This is a genomic window from Cutibacterium nasicola, from assembly GCF_052654715.2.
In genome coordinates this window covers 1,478,123-1,496,894 of the sequence record NZ_CP199745.2, presented here as the reverse complement: position 1 = coordinate 1,496,894, position 18,772 = coordinate 1,478,123, and the positions used below count along the sequence as shown (strand labels likewise).

The window sequence follows — 18,772 nt, the reverse complement described above, 5'->3', positions numbered from 1 at the left end:
GATGGTGATGAATCCCGTGCAGACGCGTGGCTCCCGGCGCGAGGGATGGTTATGAGCGGACACATGGCGGCGAAGGATGGCGCAGTGCCCCAGCCGCACCCAGCCCGAATGGTCGAGTTCGAAGGACACCCCATCGTCGTCGCGGTGGTTCCGGGGCAATCGAGCCTGGTGAGCTTGACGGCTGCCTCGCTGGCTCGCGCGACCAAGGCCTCCCAGGTCGTCTTCGCATACGTTGATCAGCGGCGCTATGTCGTCGAGGAGAACACAGATGGGTCGGTGGTGTCTGCACCCGTCGACCCGGACGCCATGGGTGACGACGTCGAGACCGCTCGTCAGCGGCTGGCCGAGGACATTTCGACTGTTCTGGAGGGCAGCGGGGTTCCTTGGCGACTGGAGTACCTTGCTGGTCAGCCAGATCGTGCCTTGACCCATCTCGCTCGAGCCATTGATGCCGCGGCCTTCATCGTGGGAGCCAGGACCCATCGGCGGCGGGTCCAGGACTTCGTGAGTGGATCGATTGCGACCAATCTGTCACACCATCAGCACCGCCCGGTGCTTGTGGTGCCTATCGCCGTCGTCGACTGGAAGGACTCCTCGCCATGGCAGTGAGATCGGGATTCCTCGATCGACGTCCCGTACTGGTGGGTCTGGTGTTCCTGGGAGGATGCCTGGGTACCCTCATGCGAGCCGGGATGACCCACGCCTTGCCGACCACTGCCGACGGCGTGCCCTGGGCGACCTTGGTGACCAACCTCGTGGGGGCCTTCGTGCTTGCGACCCTGCTCGAAGTTCTCGTCCATGCCGGCCCTGACGAGGGGATTCGCCGGGCGGTTCGGCTTTGCCTCGGTACCGGCATGCTGGGCGGGTTCACGACCTATTCGACCCTTGCGGTGGAGACCGGGCAGCGCGTCATGTCCGGGCACTGGCTGTTGGGTGTTGCCTACCTGCTGATGAGTGTCGTGGCGGGCGCCTTCCTGGCCTGGGTCATGATCACCACCGTGCGTGCGGCAGCTGGTAGGTCGTCGTGACGATGCTGTGGATCTGCCTGGCTGGTGGCCTGGGTGCGGTCACACGACTCCTGCTCGACTTGTGCATCAGCTCTCGTCTTTCGGCCCCAGTCCCGGTGGGAACCCTCGTCATCAATGTGGTGGGATCCCTGTTGCTGGGATTCATCACCGCGGTGGCCCTCGGTGACGTGGGATTCTCGCAGCACCTCAAGGGCCCGCTGGGAACGGGATTCTGCGGTGGCTTCACGACCTTCAGCACGGCGTCGGTGGAGACCGCGCGCACCGCTTCCGGCCGGGGGGTGAACGTGGCAGGTCTGCACTGTTTGGGGATGGCCATTGCAGGAGTGCTGGCAGCGATCCTTGGTCTGTTCCTGGGATCACTGGTGTGAGCCGACGGTGCCCGAGAGGGGAGTCGAACCCCTACGCCCGCAAGGACAGCGCATTTTGAGTGCGCCGCGTCTACCATTCCGCCACTCGGGCCGGCTCGCCTATTGTGCCACAGTTGCGCCGGTATGCCGATTCTGCAGTTACTGAGTGTTGCCGATGATCGACGATTCGATCGTCACTGAGGGGGTGTCAATCACGATCAGGCACGGATGTGGGTGCGGCAAGGCCTGTCAGCCACTAGAATTGAACTGAGTTGTCACCGATCGACATGCAAGGAACCACCGTGAGCAAGCCACAAGACCCCACCCGGTCCACCCCTGATCCGGGGGTGGGGACGGAACATCCACGCGTCGTGGTGGCCGAGGACGAGGCCCTTATTCGCCTCGATCTCGTCGAGCTTCTCGAGGAGCACGGTTACGAGATCGTCGGCCAGGCCAGTGACGGTGAGGAGGCCGTCCGTCTCGCCAATGAGCTCGAACCCGACTTGGTCGTCATGGACGTCAAGATGCCGAAGATGGACGGCATCACTGCGGCTGACAAGATCACTGAGGATCGCATCTGTGCGGTCGTCATGCTGACCGCCTTCTCCCAGCGCGACCTCATCAAGCGCGCCAAGGAGGCCGGCGCGATGGCCTACGTCGTCAAACCCTTCGATGCGTCGGACGTCATTCCGGCCATCGAGATCGCCATGGCCCGTTTCGCCGAGATCCGCGGCGTGGAGGACGAGGTCATGGACCTGGAGGAGCGCCTGGAGTCGCGCAAGATCGTCGACCAGGCCAAGGGCATCCTGCAGACCAGCCTTGACCTCACCGAGCCGGAGGCCTTCCGGTGGATCCAGAAGACCGCCATGGACCTGCGCAAGTCGATGCGCGAGGTGGCTCAGGGAGTCATTGATCACGCCGAGAACGAGAAGTGATCTCGACGTGGCTCGTTCTCAGATGACCTGACACGTCATCCGTCCAACAGCGCAGATACGGCCCTCATCGTCGACAATCTCGACGGTGTGGGTCGTCGTGTGTCTACCCAGATGCACTGCCGTCGCGGTCGCAATGACCTGATGGCCGTGGGGTGGGCGTAGATGCGATACCGAGAGTTCAGTACCGACGGCGGAATGCTCAAAGGTGCGCGCGTGGGCCATGGCAGCCAGGGAGCCGGCTGTCTCCACGAGGACACCAGAGCCGCCGCCGTGCCACAGACCCATGGGCTGGGTGTTGCCGTCGAGCGGCGCGGTGACGACACAGCGAGTGGGAGAAATCTCCCGTACCTTGACGCCAAGTTTGTCGTCAAGGGGGCTGACGAGTTCGGCCAGCCACTCCGGAAGCGGATGTTCAGGGATGGAATAGGTCATGGGTGAAGCATGCCACCGTGTGCCGTTCGGTTCTTCAATACTGTCCGTGGTGTCCTCTAGAGTCGAGGACATGAGCGAGACGACGCAGCCCACCCTCATGGTCCTTGATGGGCACTCCATGGCTTTCCGGGCCTTCTACGCCTTGCCGGTCGAGAACTTCATCACCTCGACGGGCCAGCACACCAATGCGGTGCACGGTTTCGTCGCCATGCTCATCAACCTGCTGCGCAATGAGACGCCCACCCACATCGCGGTGGCGTGGGACCTTGCAGGCGGGACCTTCCGAACCACTGAGTACTCCGAGTACAAGGCCGGACGAGCCGCCACTCCGCCGGAGTTTCCCGGCCAGATCGACCTCATCAAGGAGGTCCTCGACGCCCTCCACATCGTTCATCTGTCCAAGAAGAACTACGAGGCCGATGACATTCTCGCGACCCTATCCACCCGGGCGACTGCTGAGGGGTTCAAGTCCCTGCTCGTCTCGGGGGACCGGGACGCCATGCAGCTCGTCAATGACCAGGTGACGGTGCTCTACCCGCGCAAGGGTGTCTCGGACCTTGCCCGGATGACACCGGAAAGTGTCGAGGAGAAGTACCTCGTGCCCCCGGCCCGTTACCCCGAGCTGGCGGCCCTGGTGGGGGAGAGCGCTGACCACCTTCCCGGCGTTCCCGGGGTTGGCCCCAAGACAGCTGTGAAGTGGCTCAACGCCTATGACGGGCTGGAGAATCTCATTCGTGAGGCTGACACCGTCAGGGGGAAGGCGGGCCAGTCCTTTCGCGATCACCTTGACGACGTCATCCGTAACCGTAAGCTCAACGCCCTGGTCCGCGACCTTGATCTCGACGTCGCCTTGGCTGATCTTGCTCGTCAGCCCTGGGATCCGAAGGCTACCCGGGCCATCTTCGACACCTTGGAGTTCCGCACCCTGTGGGATCGTGTGTGTGCGCTGGCCTCCGCGTTGGACGCTGATGAGGTCGTTGAGGTTGACCAGACCCTTGACGTCTGCGGCGCCGTGCTCGAGCCGGGCACCTTGGGTGACTGGCTGTCCAGGGTGGAAGGCCGGGTCGGTGTTGATGTCACGGGCACCTGGGGTGGTGGGTCCGGTGATGTGGAGGCCGTGGCGTTGGGGGCCGGAGAAGGTACTGCGGTGTGGTTCGACACAGCTGAGCTCGGCCCGGATGACGAGAAGTCCCTTGCCCAGTGGCTGGCCGACGAGGACCACGCGAAGGCGATGCATTCGGCCAAGGGTCCGGTGGAGGCGCTGGCCGAGCGCGGCTGGGATGTGAATGGCCTCACCTGCGACACCGAGCTTGCCTCATATCTGTTGCATCCGGATCGCCGTGCTCACAAGTTCGACGACGCGGTGCGCACCCACCTCAACGTCATTCTGGGGGAGGGGGAGGACCAGTCCGGCCAGGGGATGTTCGACTTCGGGGACGACCGGTCCGCCGAATCCATGGAGAGGGCGGTGGCCGTCACCAAGCTTGCCGACGTCATGGAGAAGGAGGTCGAGGCCCGCGGCGGGTCCGAGCTGCTCCACGATGTCGAGATGGGGGTGCAGCGGTGCCTCATGTCGATGGAGCGGGCCGGTATAGCCGTCGACCCCGACGTCTTGGAAGGACTGCGATCCGAATTCGACGGGCGTGTCACCCGTGCCCAGGAGGCTGCCTGGGAGGCGGCTGGTGAGAAGATCAACCTGTCGTCCCCCAAGCAGCTGCAGGGGGTGCTGTTCGACAAGCTCGACATGCCGAAGACCCGGCGCACCAAGTCCGGATACACCACCGATGCCGACGCGTTGGCCAGTCTGTACGAAAAGACCGAGCATCCCTTTCTGGCTCACCTGCTGGAGCATCGTGACGCCATCAAACTGCGTCAGACTGTCGACGGTCTACTCAAGGAAGTCCGTGATGACGGTCGGGTCCACACCACCTACATGCAGACGATCGCTGCAACCGGACGGCTGTCCAGCAAGGACCCGAACCTGCAGAACATCCCGATGCGCACCGAGGAGGGACGACGTATCCGGGAGGGATTCGTCGTCGGTGAGGGGTACGAATCCCTCATGAGTGCCGACTACTCCCAGATCGAGATGCGGATCATGGCTCACGTCTCGGGGGACCAGTCCCTCATCGATGCCTTCCGTTCCGGGCAGGATTTCCACACCGTGACGGCCTCGCACGTCTTTGGGGTGGCTCCGGAGGGCGTCAGCGTCGCGCAGCGTTCCAAGATCAAGGCCATGAACTACGGTCTGGCCTACGGTCTGAGCGCCTACGGTCTCTCCAACCAGCTCAAGGTGAGTGTCGGGGAGGCCAAGGAACTCATGGCCGATTACTTCAGCATCTTCGGGAAGGTCCACGACTATCTCGAGGAGGTCGTCGACCAGGCTCGTCGTCAGGGATACACCGAGACCCTGTTGGGACGCCGTCGCTATCTGCCCGACCTCACCTCGACCAATCGTCAACGTCGCGAGATGGCGGAACGCGCTGCACTCAACGCACCCATTCAGGGATCGGCTGCAGATCTCATCAAGCTGGCTATGCTCGCTACCGACGCGAAACTTGACAAGGCTGGTTTGACGAGCCGCGTTCTGCTACAGGTCCATGACGAGCTCATCCTTGAGATCGCCAATGGTGAGGAGCAACTGGTTCGCGAGATCGTCACCGATGCGATGGGCCACGCCCTGGAATTGTCGGTGCCGCTGACGGTGTCGATCGGCGTTGGACGGTCGTGGTTCGACGCTGCGCACTGAGCTCGGCCAGTGAGACAACAGGGCGCATCGACTGGAGCACTCCTCCTCCCGTCATCAATGGTGACGGTCACTCGATGTCGAACCAGGCTGGGGCGAAGCGTTCGTTCCGGACGGGAGGGTCGTAGGCGCAGCCGGGCCAGATGGCGGTAATTGCCCGTGCGGGTGTCGACGTATCAGGCCGAGCCGCCGTCGGAGGTCCACACCGTGTTGCAGGGGCCACTCGCGCAGCAATCATTTCACGTCTTGTCGGCCTCAGCCGTCGGATCCACCGACTTCTCACCCGTCGCATGACGGTAGAGGTCAGACCCGTACTGATGCTCCACGAACGGGCCATGACCCGCCCCGGGGTGGCCTCAGATGAGGTTGACGATCACGCGACCGGGTCGGCGTAGAACAGCACCCGTGACTCATGACCCTTGCCCTTGACATAGTCCCAGCACACGACAATGACTGCCTGGGCCGGACCGTTGTCATCGTAGAGGATCGTCGAGTTGGGGTCATAGTCCTTGACCCACACCTTCACGTTGTGGGTGTACCTATAGCAGACCGTATTCCCGGACGTGTCAGAGAACCGGATGATGTCTCCCGGCTTGATGCCGTTGTCCCTGCTGTACATCCTGTTCCCCAGCGCCTCTCCAACATGGAAGGTGTGCGAGGTGAGAACGACGTTGCCCCTGTTGGAACCGACCTTGGGACCTTGGTTGAACCAGGCCATCGAGGAAGGATCGTCGCGCGGGGGCGCCCCTGCTGCTCCGGCGCTGTCGAGGCCACGCGAGAGAACCTTGGCGGAGACGTTCAGGTGGTCGATCGAGTACTTGACCGGCACGATGGGCCTCGGGTTCTTCATGCAACCGGCCGGGACGGGGCCCTTCTTCTTGGCGGACGCCGCAGGCGCGGCTGACGTCGATGCAGATGTCGCCGAACCAGGACCACCAGCAGAGTCGTCGCCGTTATCGCGTTGGACGATGACAGCGGCGATGGCGGCGACAACAAGAGCGATGACAACCGCGAGAGCAACAATTCGCCAACGTGGGCTGCCTGACTGTGTGCTGTCGCCGGCATGGGTGGCTGAGCTGCGCGACGACGTCGACTCGGTGGGTGGTTCACCGTGTCGGGGAGACTGATCAGTCATAACTGTGATGTCCTCCAAGGCTTACGAGGGATTCAGTCTCGGGATGTGGTACCCGAATGGGGAAGGATCCGAGAAGGTGGATCCAGAGGCAGATTACCTCGTTGCGGGACAAACCTCGTATCGAACTGGAGGTTGTATCGACCGTGTGTGCCGCGAACTGGGGAAGGACGGTTGACCCTCCTGTGCTGGGGTATTACGCTTGCTGCTGCGTTGTGGTCTGTGCGATCTCGGACGGGAGTAGATCGTGCTCGACCCCAGGGTCGGGGCTGCAACGAGTTTCAAACCACCTGACATCAATCGGAGTCCTACTACATGACCTCCTCCACTGAGGCCTCCACCTCGAACCCGGTCGACATCGACCAGCAGAATGCCGCCAACACCGCCGATGGATCCGTGGCGGTCGACGACCTTGGCAGCCCGGAGGCCTTCCTGGCCGCTGTGGACGCCACCATCAAGTACTTCAACGACGGCGACATCGTCTCTGGCACCGTCGTCAAGGTGGACCGTGACGAGGTTCTCCTTGACATCGGTTACAAGACCGAGGGTGTCATCCCGTCCAAGGAACTGTCGATCAAGCACGACGTGGACCCCTTCGAGGTTGTCAACGTCGGTGACGAGATCGAGGCCCTCGTCCAGCAGAAGGAGGACAAGGAGGGTCGTCTGATCCTGTCCAAGAAGCGTGCTCAGTATGAGCGTGCCTGGGGCACGATCGAGCAGATCAAGGAAGAGGAGGGCGTCGTCACCGGTACCGTCATCGAGGTCGTCAAGGGCGGCCTCATCGTCGACATCGGTCTGCGCGGCTTCCTCCCCGCCTCCCTCGTTGAGATGCGTCGTGTCCGCGACCTGCAGCCTTACGTCGGTCAGGAGATCGAGGCCAAGATCATCGAGCTCGACAAGAACCGCAACAACGTCGTGCTGTCTCGTCGCGCCTGGCTCGAGCAGACCCAGTCCGAGGTCCGCCAGAACTTCCTGCACCAGCTGCAGAAGGGGCAGATCCGCAAGGGTGTCGTCTCCTCGATCGTCAACTTCGGTGCCTTCGTCGACCTCGGTGGTGTGGACGGTCTGGTCCATGTTTCCGAGCTGTCCTGGAAGCACATCGACCACCCGAGCGAGGTTGTCGAGGTTGGGCAGCCGGTCACCGTTGAGGTGCTGGACGTCGACATGGATCGCGAGCGCGTCTCGCTGTCCCTCAAGGCGACCCAGGAAGATCCGTGGCAGGCCTTCGCCCGGTTGCACCAGATCGGCCAGATTGTTCCCGGAAAGGTCACCAAGCTCGTTCCGTTCGGTGCCTTCGTCCGCGTGGAGGACGGTATCGAGGGCTTGGTCCATGTCTCCGAGCTGGCCGAGCGCCACGTCGAGATCCCGGAGCAGGTCGTCAGCGTCAACGACGATGTCATGGTCAAGATCATCGACATTGACCTCGACCGTCGCCGCATCTCGCTGTCCCTCAAGCAGGCCAACGAGGGCATCGACGTCGAGTCCGACGAGTTCGATCCTTCGCTGTACGGCATGACCGCCTCCTACGATGAGGACGGCAACTACATCTACCCTGAGGGCTTCGATCCGGAGACCAACGAGTGGAAGTCCGGCTACGACGAGCAGCGCATCGCCTGGGAGCAGCAGTACGCCGAGGCCCAGGCTCGCTGGGAGGCTCACCGCAAGCAGGTCATCAATGCCGAGCAGGCCGAGCAGGAGGCCGCTCTCAACGACGGTGGCGCCGAGTCGTCCTACACCAGCGGCCCGGCCGAGGGCTCGCTGGCCTCCGACGAGGCCCTGCAGGCTCTCCGGGACAAGCTGACCCACAACTGATGATCAGCTGATCCATTGCAACGTTGAGGGGCCTCGCCATTGTGGCGGGGCCCTCGTGGTGTGTCAGGCGGCTCGGGGCCGCCGGTCAAACTGTGCTGCGGAAACGCGGGCACGTTCGTCGGTTACGATCCCGGACAGCTCTTCCTCGTCGGCCAGGTCGTCGGCATGGACAAGCGACACATGGTTGAACCGGCGACGACGGGGCCCCTTATGCTGGTGCCACGACTGATGGAGGTGTCATGAGGGCTGCGCGAGCAGCCACGGTAGCCTTGGGCCTGATTGCTGCCGCGGCGATGACTGGCTGTTCACATTCTGACGAAGGGCTCAGGCCAGCAACGACCCAGGCGAGTTCCGACGTCGGGGTGGCGTGCGATTCCGGACTTGCCAAGGGAACGGTCAAGCCCGCCACGGTTACCGCCGTCCGGGGATGGAAGGGCAAGGTCGTCACGGTCTGCCTGATGAGCCCCGACGGCAAGGTCAACGAGTCCATGGAACAGACCTTCAGCGGTGACGACGACATCAATGACGTCGTCCAGGGTCATGCCGAGACCGCCAAGGATCGGCCTGCCACCTGTCACCTGCAGAAGGGTCAGTGGACCATGGTCATTGACCAGTCCGGCAAGGCCTGGCGCCTCACCCCGTTGAACTGTGTCACGGCTCCTGGCGGGTCGGCCACCCCGTCCGACGAGGAGGCCCCAGCCTGATGCCCGGTCGCCCCAAGAGCATCGTCCGGGTCGGCCTGACAGGCGGAATCGCCAGCGGAAAGTCGACGGTCTCCACATTGTTGGCTGAGCACGGGGCCATCATCATCGATTACGACCAGCTTTCCAGGGACGTCGTCGCAGTCGGATCCGAGGGGCTTCGGCAGGTCGTCGCGGCCTTTGGCGAGAAGGTGCTGGCCAACGATGGTTCCCTGAACCGCCCCGCGCTGGGATCGATCGTCTTTGCTGATCCATCTGTTCGACGACGCCTGGAAGGGATCATCCATCCGCTGGTCGAGGAAGCAGCTCGACGGGTGGACGAAGAAGCCTGTGCTGCGGAGGGTCAGGTCGTCGTGGTCCACGACATTCCCCTGCTCGTGGAGACCGGCAGGGCTGACGAGTTCGACACGGTCGTCGTCACTGATGTTGATCCTGCCGAGCAGGTGCGGCGTGTCGTCGAGAGGGACGGCTGTTCCGAGGAGGACGCTCGGGCCAGGATCCGGGCCCAGGCCTCGCGCCTGGAGCGTCTGGAAGTTGCCGACATCGTCATCGACACCAGTCGTCCTCTCGAGAACCTTCCCCACGCGGTGGACCGCGCCTGGGCCCACATCTTGGGGTATGGACACTCGGGCGGCGGCCAGCGGTAGCTCTCACGCGACTGTTCGTGCGAGGATGTGCATCGTGCCACAATCCGTGTCAAAACTTCTGCCAGGTCTGGGACTGATGGCCGTCGCGGCTGCAATTTCCTACGGGATCAGTCACGTCGTACCGCTACTGTCCAGCATGCTCATAGCCATCATTCTCGGGGTGATTGCGCGCAACACCAAGCTCATCCATCCCTCTGCCGAGCCAGGGGTGGCCTTCACCAACAAGGTCGTCCTGCGCACTGGTGTCGTCCTGCTCGGTCTGCGGCTGTCCCTGCCGACGGTGGCGAAGCTGGGTTGGGCGCCGATTGTCGTCATCCTCGTCACTGTGACGGTGACCTGGTTCGCCACCACCTTCCTCGGCCGCGCGGTGAAACTGTCCGGGCCGACCCGCATCCTCACCGCCACCGGTACCGGTATCTGTGGTGCCGCCGCGGTGGCTGGTATGTCGGCTGTCGTACGCCCCGACCTCAAGGGTGAGGAGGGACGTGGTCAGGTCGACGACGCCGCGGCGACTGCGGTGGCATCGGTCACCCTCTTCGGCACCGTGGCACTTCTGCTCTTCCCATGGTTGGCCGGCGTCATTGGGCTCACCCCGCGTCAGACCGGGGTGTGGCTCGGTGCATCAATCCATGAGGTTGGCCAGGTCGTGGCGGCGGGGAACCTTGCCCACGTCACGGATGTTGCCGTGGTGACCAAGCTCGGTCGCGTCGTGCTGCTGGCACCGCTCATCGCCCTGGTGGGCCTGTCCCAGAAACGCAGTGCTCAACGTCACACCGGGACGAAGACAGGGCCGATCATCCCGCACTTCGTCCTCGGGTTCCTCATCATGGTCGTCATTCGCTCCATCTTCGACCTGCCCTCCTGGCTGACCGATGGGGCCGACGTGATTGCCACGATCCTGCTGACGGCCGCCATGGCTGCGATGGGTGCCGGTGTTCGTATCAAAGTCCTTGCCTCCACCGGTGGACGTGCCATCGGGCTCGGTGCGATGTCGGCGACCGTTGCCGCCGGAGTTTCCCTCCTCCTCGTTCTTGCCTTGGTCTGAGTTCCCACTGAGCTGAAATTCGGTGGTCCCGCATCGGGGTGGCACCGAACTAGGGTTGGTCCCATGCGTCCAGTTACCGACATCACTCGCCGTGTTGCGCCCTTCCACGTCGTCAGTGAGTTCGAGCCTTCCGGTGACCAGCCGCAGGCCATTGCGGAACTGGAGAGGAGGGTCAAGAACGGTGAGCAGGACGTCGTTCTGCTCGGCGCCACCGGTACTGGCAAGACGGCTACGGTCGCGTGGCTGGCGGAGAAGCTGCAGCGTCCCATGCTCGTCATGCAGCCCAACAAGACGCTGGCTGCCCAGTTCGCCCAGGAGCTGCGCACCTTCTTTCCGGACAACGCGGTGGAGTACTTCGTCTCGTACTATGACTACTACCAACCCGAGGCGTACATTCCTCAGACGGACACCTACATCGAGAAGGATTCCAGCCTCAACGAAGAAGTCGAGAGGCTGCGTCACTCCGCAACGAACTCCCTGCTGACTCGGCGGGATGTCATCGTGGTGGCGACCGTCTCGGCCATCTACGGTCTGGGTACTCCGCAGGAGTATGTCGATCGGATGATCCCGTTGGAGGTCGGCCAGGAGTGGAACCGTGACGAGCTGTTGCGAGACCTCGTCACCAACCAGTACGTTCGCAACGACATCTCGGGGGAGCGGGGCACCTTCCGAGTGCGCGGCGACACCCTGGAGATCTTCCCGGTCTATGAGGAGAATGCCCTGCGCGTGGAGTTCTTCGGCGATGGGGTCGAGGCCCTCACGACGATGCACCCCCTCACCGGCGAGGTCATCAGCGAGGACGAGCAGGTCTACGTCTTCCCGGCAACCCACTACGTCGCCGGACCCGAGCGCATGGAGCGGGCGATTGCGTCGATCCAGCAGGAACTGGAGGAGCGCTTGGCCGTTCTGGAGCGTGACGGCAAGCTGCTGGAAGCCCAGCGGCTGCGGATGCGCACCACCTACGACATCGAGATGATGCAGCAGGTCGGAGCCTGTGCCGGCATCGAGAACTACTCGCGTCACATCGACGGACGTGCTCCCGGGTCGGCCCCGAACTGTCTGCTCGACTACTTCCCTGAGGACTTCGTGCTCGTCATCGACGAGTCTCACGTCACCGTCCCGCAGATCGGGGGCATGTACGAGGGCGACATGAGCCGCAAGCGGACATTGGTGGAACATGGTTTCCGACTTCCCAGCGCGATCGACAACCGTCCTCTCAAGTTCGACGAGTTCACCCAGCGGATCGGCCAGACTGTCTACCTGTCCGCCACGCCCGGTTCCTACGAGACTGAGCGGGCCCACGGTGTCGTCGAACAAATCATTCGTCCGACCGGTCTGGTGGATCCCGAGATCATCGTCAAGCCCACTCGTGGCCAGATCGACGACCTCATGGCTGAGATCCGTACCCGGGTGGATCGTGGCGATCGTGTCCTGGTGACGACCCTGACCAAGAAGATGGCCGAGGACCTCACCGACTACCTCATGGAACACGGTATCCGCACCAGGTACCTGCACTCGGAGATCGACACCCTCAAGCGCATCGAGTTACTCAAGGAACTACGCATGGGGGAGTTCGACGTCCTCGTCGGCATCAACCTGCTACGAGAGGGACTTGACCTTCCCGAGGTGTCCCTGGTGGCCATTCTGGATGCTGACAAGGAGGGATTCCTCCGCTCGGAACGCTCCCTCATCCAGACGGTCGGCCGTGCCGCTCGAAACGTCAACGGTCAGGTCATCATGTACGCCGACCAGATCACCGACTCGATGCGGGTTGCGATTGACGAGACGAATCGTCGTCGCGAGATCCAGATGGCCTACAACAGGGATCACGACATCGACCCGCAGCCACTTCGCAAGAAGATCGGCGACATTACCGAGATGCTCGCCCGCGAGGAGGCCGACACCGACGCCCTCGTCGAGAAGTTCAACTATGGCAAGGGCCGTCGCGGCTACAACTCGATGATCACCGACGAGCAGCGGGCAGCCCAGGGCAAACGCCTGGACGCCTCGAAGATGGCTGAGGAAGATCTTGGCAGCCTCATCGTCGAGCTCACCAACGAGATGCGCTCTGCTGCTGGCGAACTCAAGTTCGAGGTGGCGGCCCGTCTTCGCGACGAGATCGCGGACCTGAAGAAGGAATTGCGCCAGATGGTGGAGGCGAACCGGTAGTCCACACGAGGTTTCACCTCGCGTCGGATGGCGCGGGTGTGAGAGGATGAAGGTCCTTGGAGGGGAGTACTCCTGAGAAAAGTGTGGTCGTCATCACGATCGTGCCATCACGGTCCGGCCGCACAGCCCCGGTGAGGTGATACCACTCACGCCGGTGCGGACGAGACCTCCGGACCTTCTCGTACCCGCTTCGGAGGCCCGGTTTTGCACGTTCACGCGTATGTCTGGATCATCACCATCCTCGTGATGGGGGCCTTGCTTTTCTTCGACGTCATTATCCTGGGACGAAGGCCTCACGTCCCCTCCACCAGGGAATGCGCCACCTTCGTCGGTGTGTTCGTCGGCCTGGCAGTGTTGTTCGGGTTGGGCGTATGGATCCTGCAAGGGCATTCCGCAGCTGGTCAGTTCTTCGCGGTGTGGTTGACCGAGTACAGCTTGTCGATCGACAATCTGTTCATCTTCCTCATCCTCATGGAGAAGTTCAACGTTCCACGGAAGCTGCAGCAATTTGCCCTGCTGGTGGGCATCATCGTCGCCCTGGTCTTTCGAGGTGTCTTCATTGCCTTGGGCCAGGCGATCCTGGAGGCCTGGGCCTGGGTGTTCTTCATCTTCGGCGCCTTCCTGTTGTACTCGGCGATCGACCAGGTGCGCGACTACCGTCACCGGGACGACGAGGACGAGGACACTGGCGAGGACGGTCGCCTCATGGCGTGGTTCAAGCGCACGGTGCCGACCACCGGTGACTACCGTGGCACCAAGTTCTTCGTCCGTGAGAACGGCAAGATCCTGGCCACCTCGATGTCCATGGTCTGTGTCGCACTCGGCATGACCGACCTGCTCTTCGCGCTGGATTCCATTCCGGCTTCCTACGGCCTGACGAGCGAGGGTTACCTCATCTTCACCGCCAACGTCTTCGCTCTCATGGGCCTGCGCCAGTTGTACTTCCTGATCGGAAGCCTGCTCGAGCGTCTGGTGTACCTGTCCCTCGGCCTGGCCGTCATCCTGGGCTTCATCGCCCTCAAGCTCATCGGCCACGCCCTGCATCACTACGGCTTGGATCAGGCCTGGTTCGGTATCAGCGCCGAGGTCTCGATCGGTGTGTCCCTGGCCGTCATCGTCGCGGCCCTGGTCCTCACCACCGTCGCGAGCGTCATCAAGAGCAAGCGGGATGACGCGAAGGCCAGGATCGAGGCTTGACCCTCATGCGCCCGGGATCACCAGCCGCGGGCACGCCACAACGGAAGGTTGGGACGCTCCTCTCCGACCGTTGTGGCATCTCCATGTCCGGGGTGGATGACCGTGGTGTCGGCCATCGGCGCGAAGATCTTCATGCAGACGTCGTTGTAGAGCCTTTCGAACTCACGGCTTCCACTGGTCTTGCCGACCCCGCCGGGAAAGAGGGAATCGCCTGTGAGGAGGTGGTCGCTCGGATTGCCGCGCAACCGGAGGGCGATGGATCCGCGGGTGTGGCCCACCAGACCGATGACGTCGAGTTCGATGTCGCCGAGGCGGAAGAGATCGCCGTCCCACACCGTGCGGCAGGTCACCCCGGTGCTGGCCTCAATGGCCTCGGCGTCGGGCTCTCCACACCACGGCTGAGCACCCGTGATGGTGACCATCTCCGCGAGAGCCCCGGTATGGTCCTGATGACGATGGGTCGTCACAATTGCTCCCACCTCAGTTGTCCCGATGAGGGCGTTGAGCCGACCAGGATCGGCAGCTGCGTCGACGAGGACGGCAGGCCCAGCACCGGGGTGGATGAGGTAGGCGTTGTTGTCCATCGTGCCCACCGACACCTTGATGAGGTCGATGTCCGCGTTGACCTTGATGAGGGCAGCCTCAGATCCGGGATCGACGTGGTAGAGCGGCATGACGACTCCTTTCTGGAACGGGCAGGCGATCCGCCGGGCCCCGTCAGATGAGCATGGGGACGGCTAATTGGTCGGCCCCGGCGAGACGCGAGGTCCCACCTCTGCCTGACAGCCATCCTGCCAGTGCGCCGTCAGACCCGTGAATCGTCGTCGCGAATCCCACACCTCCGATACGGTCAACCAGTCCGGAATCGGAGACGACACGCATGGCCGGGACCTCTGGACGGTCACGCAGCCGGAAGCACACCCACTCCAACAAGGTTCGGGACGCGACGTCAGGGAGGTCGTCGACGGTCATCCCGAGATCGAGGTCGACGTGATGGAGTGCGATTTCGGAAAGTCGTAGAGCTGGCAGGTCGGTGGTGTCGACACGGATGTCGTCATTGAGCCACACGGCAGTGCCGGGCGCCATGTCCTCAAGGGAGTCGAAGGTGGTGTTGAGGGAGCCAGCCGTGGTGTCCAGGTCGATCTGCAACTCCACCCCAGTGCGTTCTGAGCCACGTTCGATGTCGCGGTCGCGGATCTCGTCGGAGGGATAGAGACGGGGGACCTCATGGTCAGCGACTACGGCCTTCGTCACTGCTTCCAGGGCCTCAGCGTTGCGGGCGATGTGGGTCGCGATGTGCGCGCGAGTCCAGCCAGCCAATCGACTGGGAGCTTGCCATTCCTCATCAGACAAGCCCATGGTGGCCCCGAGCAGACGTTGTGTAGCTTCCCGCTCGGCAATGCGGATTTCGTGTCGGGGAGTGCTCGGACACAGACCTGGCGGTCGTGTGGCTGCGCTCATGCCGTCCAACCTACTGGCACTTCAACGAAGTTGCCAGATGAACGACCACTGGACCGGCCTGCTAGCTTCAGGTTCACAGGGGGTTCGAAAGGCTCATCCGTGTTCTGTTCTGCCGACCGCGCAGAGCCGTGGAACTGTCTTTCGCGGCCTCTACCATGAAGCCTGTGAGTGACCACATCATCGTCCGCGGTGCCCGAGAGCACAATTTGCGCAACGTCAGCCTGGATCTCCCCAGGGACGCCATGATCGTGTTCACTGGCTTGTCAGGTTCGGGAAAATCGTCCCTTGCCTTCGACACTGTCTTCGCTGAAGGCCAGCGTCGTTATGTGGAGTCCTTGTCCTCCTATGCCCGTCAGTTCCTGGGGCAGATGGACAAGCCGGACGTCGACTTCATCGAGGGCTTGAGCCCCGCCGTCTCCATCGACCAGAAGTCCACCTCGCGCAACCCCCGTTCGACGGTCGGCACGATCACCGAGATCCACGACTACCTGCGTCTGCTCTGGGCCCGGATCGGCAAGCCCCACTGCCCGGTGTGCGGTGAGCTCATCAGTCGTCAGACCCCTCAGCAGATCGTCGATCGGTTGATGGCCCTGGACGGGGGTACGAAGTTCCAGGTGCTGGCACCGGTCATCCGTGGTCGCAAGGGTGAGTACGTCGAACTCTTCCGGCAGCTCACGACTGACGGGTTCACTCGTGTGCGCGTTGATGGCGAGGTCCATCGGCTCGGTCAAGTGCCGCCCCTGGACAAGAAACGCAAGCATGACGTCGACGTCGTCGTCGACCGGATCGCGGTCAAACCGTTGGCCAAGCAACGTCTGACCGAGTCCGTGGAGACTGCCCTCAGTCTGGCTCACGGAATCGTGGGTATTGACTTCGTCGATCGCGACCCTTCCGACCCGCATCGCGAACGTCGATTCTCCGAGACGATGGCCTGCCCCAATCAGCATGACATCGACATTGATGAGCTGGAACCTCGCCAGTTTTCCTTCAATGGCCCCTGGGGTGCCTGCCCGACCTGCTCGGGGCTCGGGGCAACTCTCGAGGTCGATCCTGAACTCGTGGTTCCCGATTCGGGATTGAGCCTGTTCGAGGGGGCCATCGCGCCGTGGTCGGGACCGCGAGTGGCCAACCACTACCAGCACGTCTTCGCCGGTCTCGGGGAGAACCACGGTTTCGATGCCACCCTGCCCTGGTCAGAGCTTCCGGCGAAGGCCCGCAAGTTGGTGCTGCATGGTGACGGCGACCCGGTGATGGTCACGTACCGCAACCGGTTCGGCCGGGTGCGTACCTACTCGCAGAATTACGAGGGAGTGCTGCACTACGTGCGTCGTCGTTATGACGAGGCTGAGACCGACTCCGCCCGCTCCCGGTGGGGGCAGTACTTGCGTGAGGTGCCGTGCCGGGACTGCCATGGCAAGCGGCTCAAGCCGACGAGCCTCGCGGTGACGGTTGGCGGTCGCAGCATCGCCGAGGTTTCCGACATGTCCATCGGGGACGCCTCGCAGTTCCTCAATGCCCTGACACTGACGGAGCGTGAGGCGACCATCGCCGAACGGGTTGTCAAGGAGGTTCGGGCGCGGCTGCGATTCCTGGTCGACGTCGGTCTGGACTATCTCACCCTGTCGCGGTCAGCAGGGTCACTGTCCGGTGGAGAGGCCCAGCGCATCCGGCTGGCCACTCAGATCGGTTCTGGACTGGTCGGTGTGCTCTACGTTCTCGACGAGCCCTCCATCGGCTTGCACCAGCGAGACAACCGCCGTCTCATCGACACCCTCGGCAGACTGCGGGATCTCGGCAACACTCTCATCGTCGTCGAGCACGACGAGGACACCATCCGCGTCGCCGACTGGGTTGTCGATGTTGGCCCGGGTGCCGGCGAGCACGGCGGCGAGGTGGTCGTCTCGGGAACCGTTGACGCACTGCTGGCCAGCGAAAGGTCGGTGACGGGCGCGTACCTGTCGGGCAAGAGGTCCATTCCGCTGCCAGCGGCCCGACGCCCTCGTTCCGGACGGCAGCTGGTGGTCAAGGGGGCTCGTGAGAACAACCTGCAGAACGTTGACGTCACCTTCCCGCTGGGTCAGCTCGTCGTCGTCACTGGAGTGAGTGGCTCTGGTAAGTCGACCTTGGTCAATCAGATCCTCTACACCTCGTTGGCCCACCGGATCCACGGCGCTCGGGCGGTCCCCGGCAGGCACTCGACGATCACCGGGGTAGACGAGGTCGACAAGATCATCCACGTCGACCAGTCCCCGATTGGCCGGACACCGAGGTCGAACCCGGCAACGTACACCGGGGTCTTCGACAAGATTCGAGCGCTGTTCGCCCAGACCCCTGAGGCCAAGGTGCGCGGTTACCAACAGGGCCGGTTCTCCTTCAACATCAAGGGAGGACGCTGCGAGAACTGCCAGGGCGACGGCACCATCAAGATCGAGATGAACTTCCTCCCCGATGTCTACGTGCCGTGCGAGGTCTGCCATGGGGCCAGGTACAACCGCGAGACCTTGGAGGTCCACTACAAGGGCAAGACCATCGCCGAGGTGCTCGACATGCCCATCGAGGAGGCGTGCACCTTCTTCGAGCCGATCTCCTCGATCCACCGCCACCTCAAGACTCTCGTCGAGGTGGGACTAGGCTACGTACGGTTGGGGCAGCCGGCAACGACGTTGTCGGGTGGAGAGGCACAGCGCGTGAAGTTGGCCTCAGAGCTGCAGAAGCGTTCCACCGGCAAGACGCTGTACGTGCTTGACGAACCTACGACGGGGCTGCATTTCGAGGACATTCGCAAACTCTTGCTGGTGCTGGGACGGCTCGTCGATCAGGGCAACTCGGTTCTCGTCATCGAGCACAACCTTGACGTCATCAAGACCGCTGACTGGATCATCGACATGGGTCCCGAAGGTGGAAATGGGGGCGGCCTGGTCGTCGCGGAAGGGACCCCGGAACAGGTGGCCACCGTTGAGGGCTCCTATACCGGGCAGTTCTTGTCCGAGATCCTGGCTGGGCATGAAGTGCCCGTCGGCGGCGAGTCGACTCTCATGAAGGAGCCGACCGAGGCCAAGAAAAAGAGTGCGAAGAAGGCTTCCGCTTCCCGCAAGAAGACCCACTGAGTGGTTCAGGAAC

Annotated in this window: 16 protein-coding genes and 1 tRNA gene; 12 read left to right on the top strand and 5 right to left on the bottom strand. The window is 63.0% G+C overall.

Translation table 11 applies throughout. The features are described from left to right. Window positions 1-51 precede the first annotated feature (51 nt). Genes ACUCCZ_RS06950 through ACUCCZ_RS06940 form a run of 3 tightly spaced genes read left to right on the top strand, consistent with a single transcriptional unit; the run spans window position 52 to window position 1,396 of the window. Window positions 52-609, top strand: a complete 558-nt coding sequence (locus ACUCCZ_RS06950) for a universal stress protein (RefSeq protein WP_462981535.1) — start codon at window positions 52-54, stop codon at window positions 607-609. Beyond that, window positions 600-1,028 (top strand): fluoride efflux transporter FluC, encoded by a 429-nt coding sequence (locus ACUCCZ_RS06945; RefSeq protein WP_435916842.1) that lies wholly within the window; start codon window positions 600-602, stop codon window positions 1,026-1,028. The genes ACUCCZ_RS06950 and ACUCCZ_RS06945 overlap by 10 nt, the downstream gene beginning before the upstream one ends. Further along, window positions 1,025-1,396 carry a fluoride efflux transporter FluC gene (locus ACUCCZ_RS06940; protein WP_435916841.1) on the top strand — a complete coding sequence of 124 codons (372 nt, stop codon included), beginning with the start codon at window positions 1,025-1,027 and terminating at the stop codon, window positions 1,394-1,396. The genes ACUCCZ_RS06945 and ACUCCZ_RS06940 overlap by 4 nt, the downstream gene beginning before the upstream one ends. An 8-nt stretch (window positions 1,397-1,404) precedes the next feature. Here the strand turns inward: ACUCCZ_RS06940 and ACUCCZ_RS06935 are convergent. Further along, window positions 1,405-1,487, bottom strand: a tRNA-Leu gene (locus ACUCCZ_RS06935). 175 nt (window positions 1,488-1,662) lie between these two features. Between ACUCCZ_RS06935 and ACUCCZ_RS06930 the strand changes: the two genes are divergently transcribed. Beyond that, complete coding sequence (locus tag ACUCCZ_RS06930; RefSeq protein WP_435917046.1) at window positions 1,663-2,310, top strand: ANTAR domain-containing response regulator; 648 nt, start codon at window positions 1,663-1,665, stop codon at window positions 2,308-2,310. Window positions 2,311-2,328: 18 nt separating this feature from the next. On the opposite strand, the gene ACUCCZ_RS06925 is transcribed toward ACUCCZ_RS06930, so the two are convergent. After that, window positions 2,329-2,742, bottom strand: coding sequence for a PaaI family thioesterase (locus ACUCCZ_RS06925; protein WP_435916840.1), 414 nt, complete (start codon window positions 2,740-2,742; stop codon window positions 2,329-2,331). A gap of 70 nt (window positions 2,743-2,812) precedes the next feature. On the opposite strand from ACUCCZ_RS06925, the gene polA reads away from it, so the two are divergent. Next, complete coding sequence (gene polA, locus ACUCCZ_RS06920; RefSeq protein ID WP_435916839.1) at window positions 2,813-5,491, top strand: DNA polymerase I; 2,679 nt, start codon at window positions 2,813-2,815, stop codon at window positions 5,489-5,491. A 370-nt stretch (window positions 5,492-5,861) separates the two neighbouring features. Here the strand turns inward: polA and ACUCCZ_RS06915 are convergent, their stop codons facing one another. After that, complete coding sequence (locus tag ACUCCZ_RS06915) at window positions 5,862-6,623, bottom strand: class F sortase (protein ID WP_016667335.1); 762 nt, start codon at window positions 6,621-6,623, stop codon at window positions 5,862-5,864. A 312-nt stretch (window positions 6,624-6,935) separates the two neighbouring features. Here ACUCCZ_RS06915 and rpsA point away from each other — a divergent pair, with 312 nt between their 5' ends. The 6 genes from rpsA to ACUCCZ_RS06885 all read left to right on the top strand — a co-directional run bounded on the left by rpsA (window position 6,936) and on the right by ACUCCZ_RS06885 (window position 14,191). After that, window positions 6,936-8,432, top strand: a complete 1,497-nt coding sequence (gene rpsA / locus ACUCCZ_RS06910; RefSeq protein WP_435916838.1) for a 30S ribosomal protein S1 — start codon at window positions 6,936-6,938, stop codon at window positions 8,430-8,432. Window positions 8,433-8,671: 239 nt separating this feature from the next. Next, the gene (locus ACUCCZ_RS06905) at window positions 8,672-9,136 is read left to right on the top strand and encodes a transcriptional regulator (RefSeq protein WP_435916837.1); all 465 of its coding nucleotides are present in this window, start codon (window positions 8,672-8,674) and stop codon (window positions 9,134-9,136) included. After that, complete coding sequence (gene coaE, locus ACUCCZ_RS06900) at window positions 9,136-9,780, top strand: dephospho-CoA kinase (protein WP_435916835.1); 645 nt, start codon at window positions 9,136-9,138, stop codon at window positions 9,778-9,780. Before ACUCCZ_RS06905 ends, coaE begins: the two co-directional genes overlap by 1 nt. Window positions 9,781-9,814: 34 nt before the next feature. Then, window positions 9,815-10,825 carry a YeiH family protein gene (locus ACUCCZ_RS06895; RefSeq protein WP_435916834.1) on the top strand — a complete coding sequence of 337 codons (1,011 nt, stop codon included), beginning with the start codon at window positions 9,815-9,817 and terminating at the stop codon, window positions 10,823-10,825. A gap of 63 nt (window positions 10,826-10,888) precedes the next feature. Beyond that, complete coding sequence (gene uvrB, locus ACUCCZ_RS06890; protein ID WP_435916833.1) at window positions 10,889-12,994, top strand: excinuclease ABC subunit UvrB; 2,106 nt, start codon at window positions 10,889-10,891, stop codon at window positions 12,992-12,994. A 204-nt stretch (window positions 12,995-13,198) separates the two neighbouring features. After that, on the top strand, window positions 13,199-14,191 hold the full coding sequence (locus ACUCCZ_RS06885; protein ID WP_435916832.1) for a TerC/Alx family metal homeostasis membrane protein: 993 nt from the start codon (window positions 13,199-13,201) through the stop codon (window positions 14,189-14,191). Between the two features lie 17 nt (window positions 14,192-14,208). On the opposite strand, the gene ACUCCZ_RS06880 is transcribed toward ACUCCZ_RS06885, so the two are convergent. Next, window positions 14,209-14,865: an MBL fold metallo-hydrolase gene (locus ACUCCZ_RS06880; RefSeq protein ID WP_435916831.1), complete on the bottom strand. Its 657-nt coding sequence runs from the start codon at window positions 14,863-14,865 to the stop codon at window positions 14,209-14,211. A gap of 43 nt (window positions 14,866-14,908) precedes the next feature. Further along, entirely contained in the window at window positions 14,909-15,550 is a 642-nt protein-coding gene (locus ACUCCZ_RS06875) for a maleylpyruvate isomerase family mycothiol-dependent enzyme (protein WP_462981567.1), read from the bottom strand. A 257-nt stretch (window positions 15,551-15,807) separates the two neighbouring features. Here ACUCCZ_RS06875 and uvrA point away from each other — a divergent pair, with 257 nt between their 5' ends. Continuing rightward, window positions 15,808-18,759 (top strand): excinuclease ABC subunit UvrA, encoded by a 2,952-nt coding sequence (gene uvrA, locus ACUCCZ_RS06870; RefSeq protein ID WP_435916829.1) that lies wholly within the window; start codon window positions 15,808-15,810, stop codon window positions 18,757-18,759. The last annotated feature ends 13 nt before the right edge of the window (window positions 18,760-18,772 follow it).

What these genes read in the sequence shown, in the direction of transcription:
- ACUCCZ_RS06950 (WP_462981535.1), top strand. Translation starts at nt 52, where the DNA reads ATGAGCGGACACATGGCGGCGAAGGATGGCGCAGTGCCCCAGCCGCAC.
- ACUCCZ_RS06945 (WP_435916842.1), top strand. Translation starts at nt 600, where the DNA reads ATGGCAGTGAGATCGGGATTCCTCGATCGACGTCCCGTACTGGTGGGT.
- ACUCCZ_RS06930 (WP_435917046.1), top strand. Translation starts at nt 1,663, where the DNA reads ATGCAAGGAACCACCGTGAGCAAGCCACAAGACCCCACCCGGTCCACC.
- ACUCCZ_RS06925 (WP_435916840.1), bottom strand. Translation starts at nt 2,742, where the DNA reads ATGACCTATTCCATCCCTGAACATCCGCTTCCGGAGTGGCTGGCCGAA.
- polA (WP_435916839.1), top strand. Translation starts at nt 2,813, where the DNA reads ATGAGCGAGACGACGCAGCCCACCCTCATGGTCCTTGATGGGCACTCC.
- ACUCCZ_RS06915 (WP_016667335.1), bottom strand. Translation starts at nt 6,623, where the DNA reads ATGACTGATCAGTCTCCCCGACACGGTGAACCACCCACCGAGTCGACG.
- rpsA (WP_435916838.1), top strand. Translation starts at nt 6,936, where the DNA reads ATGACCTCCTCCACTGAGGCCTCCACCTCGAACCCGGTCGACATCGAC.
- ACUCCZ_RS06905 (WP_435916837.1), top strand. Translation starts at nt 8,672, where the DNA reads ATGAGGGCTGCGCGAGCAGCCACGGTAGCCTTGGGCCTGATTGCTGCC.
- coaE (WP_435916835.1), top strand. Translation starts at nt 9,136, where the DNA reads ATGCCCGGTCGCCCCAAGAGCATCGTCCGGGTCGGCCTGACAGGCGGA.
- uvrB (WP_435916833.1), top strand. Translation starts at nt 10,889, where the DNA reads ATGCGTCCAGTTACCGACATCACTCGCCGTGTTGCGCCCTTCCACGTC.
- ACUCCZ_RS06880 (WP_435916831.1), bottom strand. Translation starts at nt 14,865, where the DNA reads ATGCCGCTCTACCACGTCGATCCCGGATCTGAGGCTGCCCTCATCAAG.
- ACUCCZ_RS06875 (WP_462981567.1), bottom strand. Translation starts at nt 15,550, where the DNA reads ATGGGCTTGTCTGATGAGGAATGGCAAGCTCCCAGTCGATTGGCTGGC.
- uvrA (WP_435916829.1), top strand. Translation starts at nt 15,808, where the DNA reads ATGAAGCCTGTGAGTGACCACATCATCGTCCGCGGTGCCCGAGAGCAC.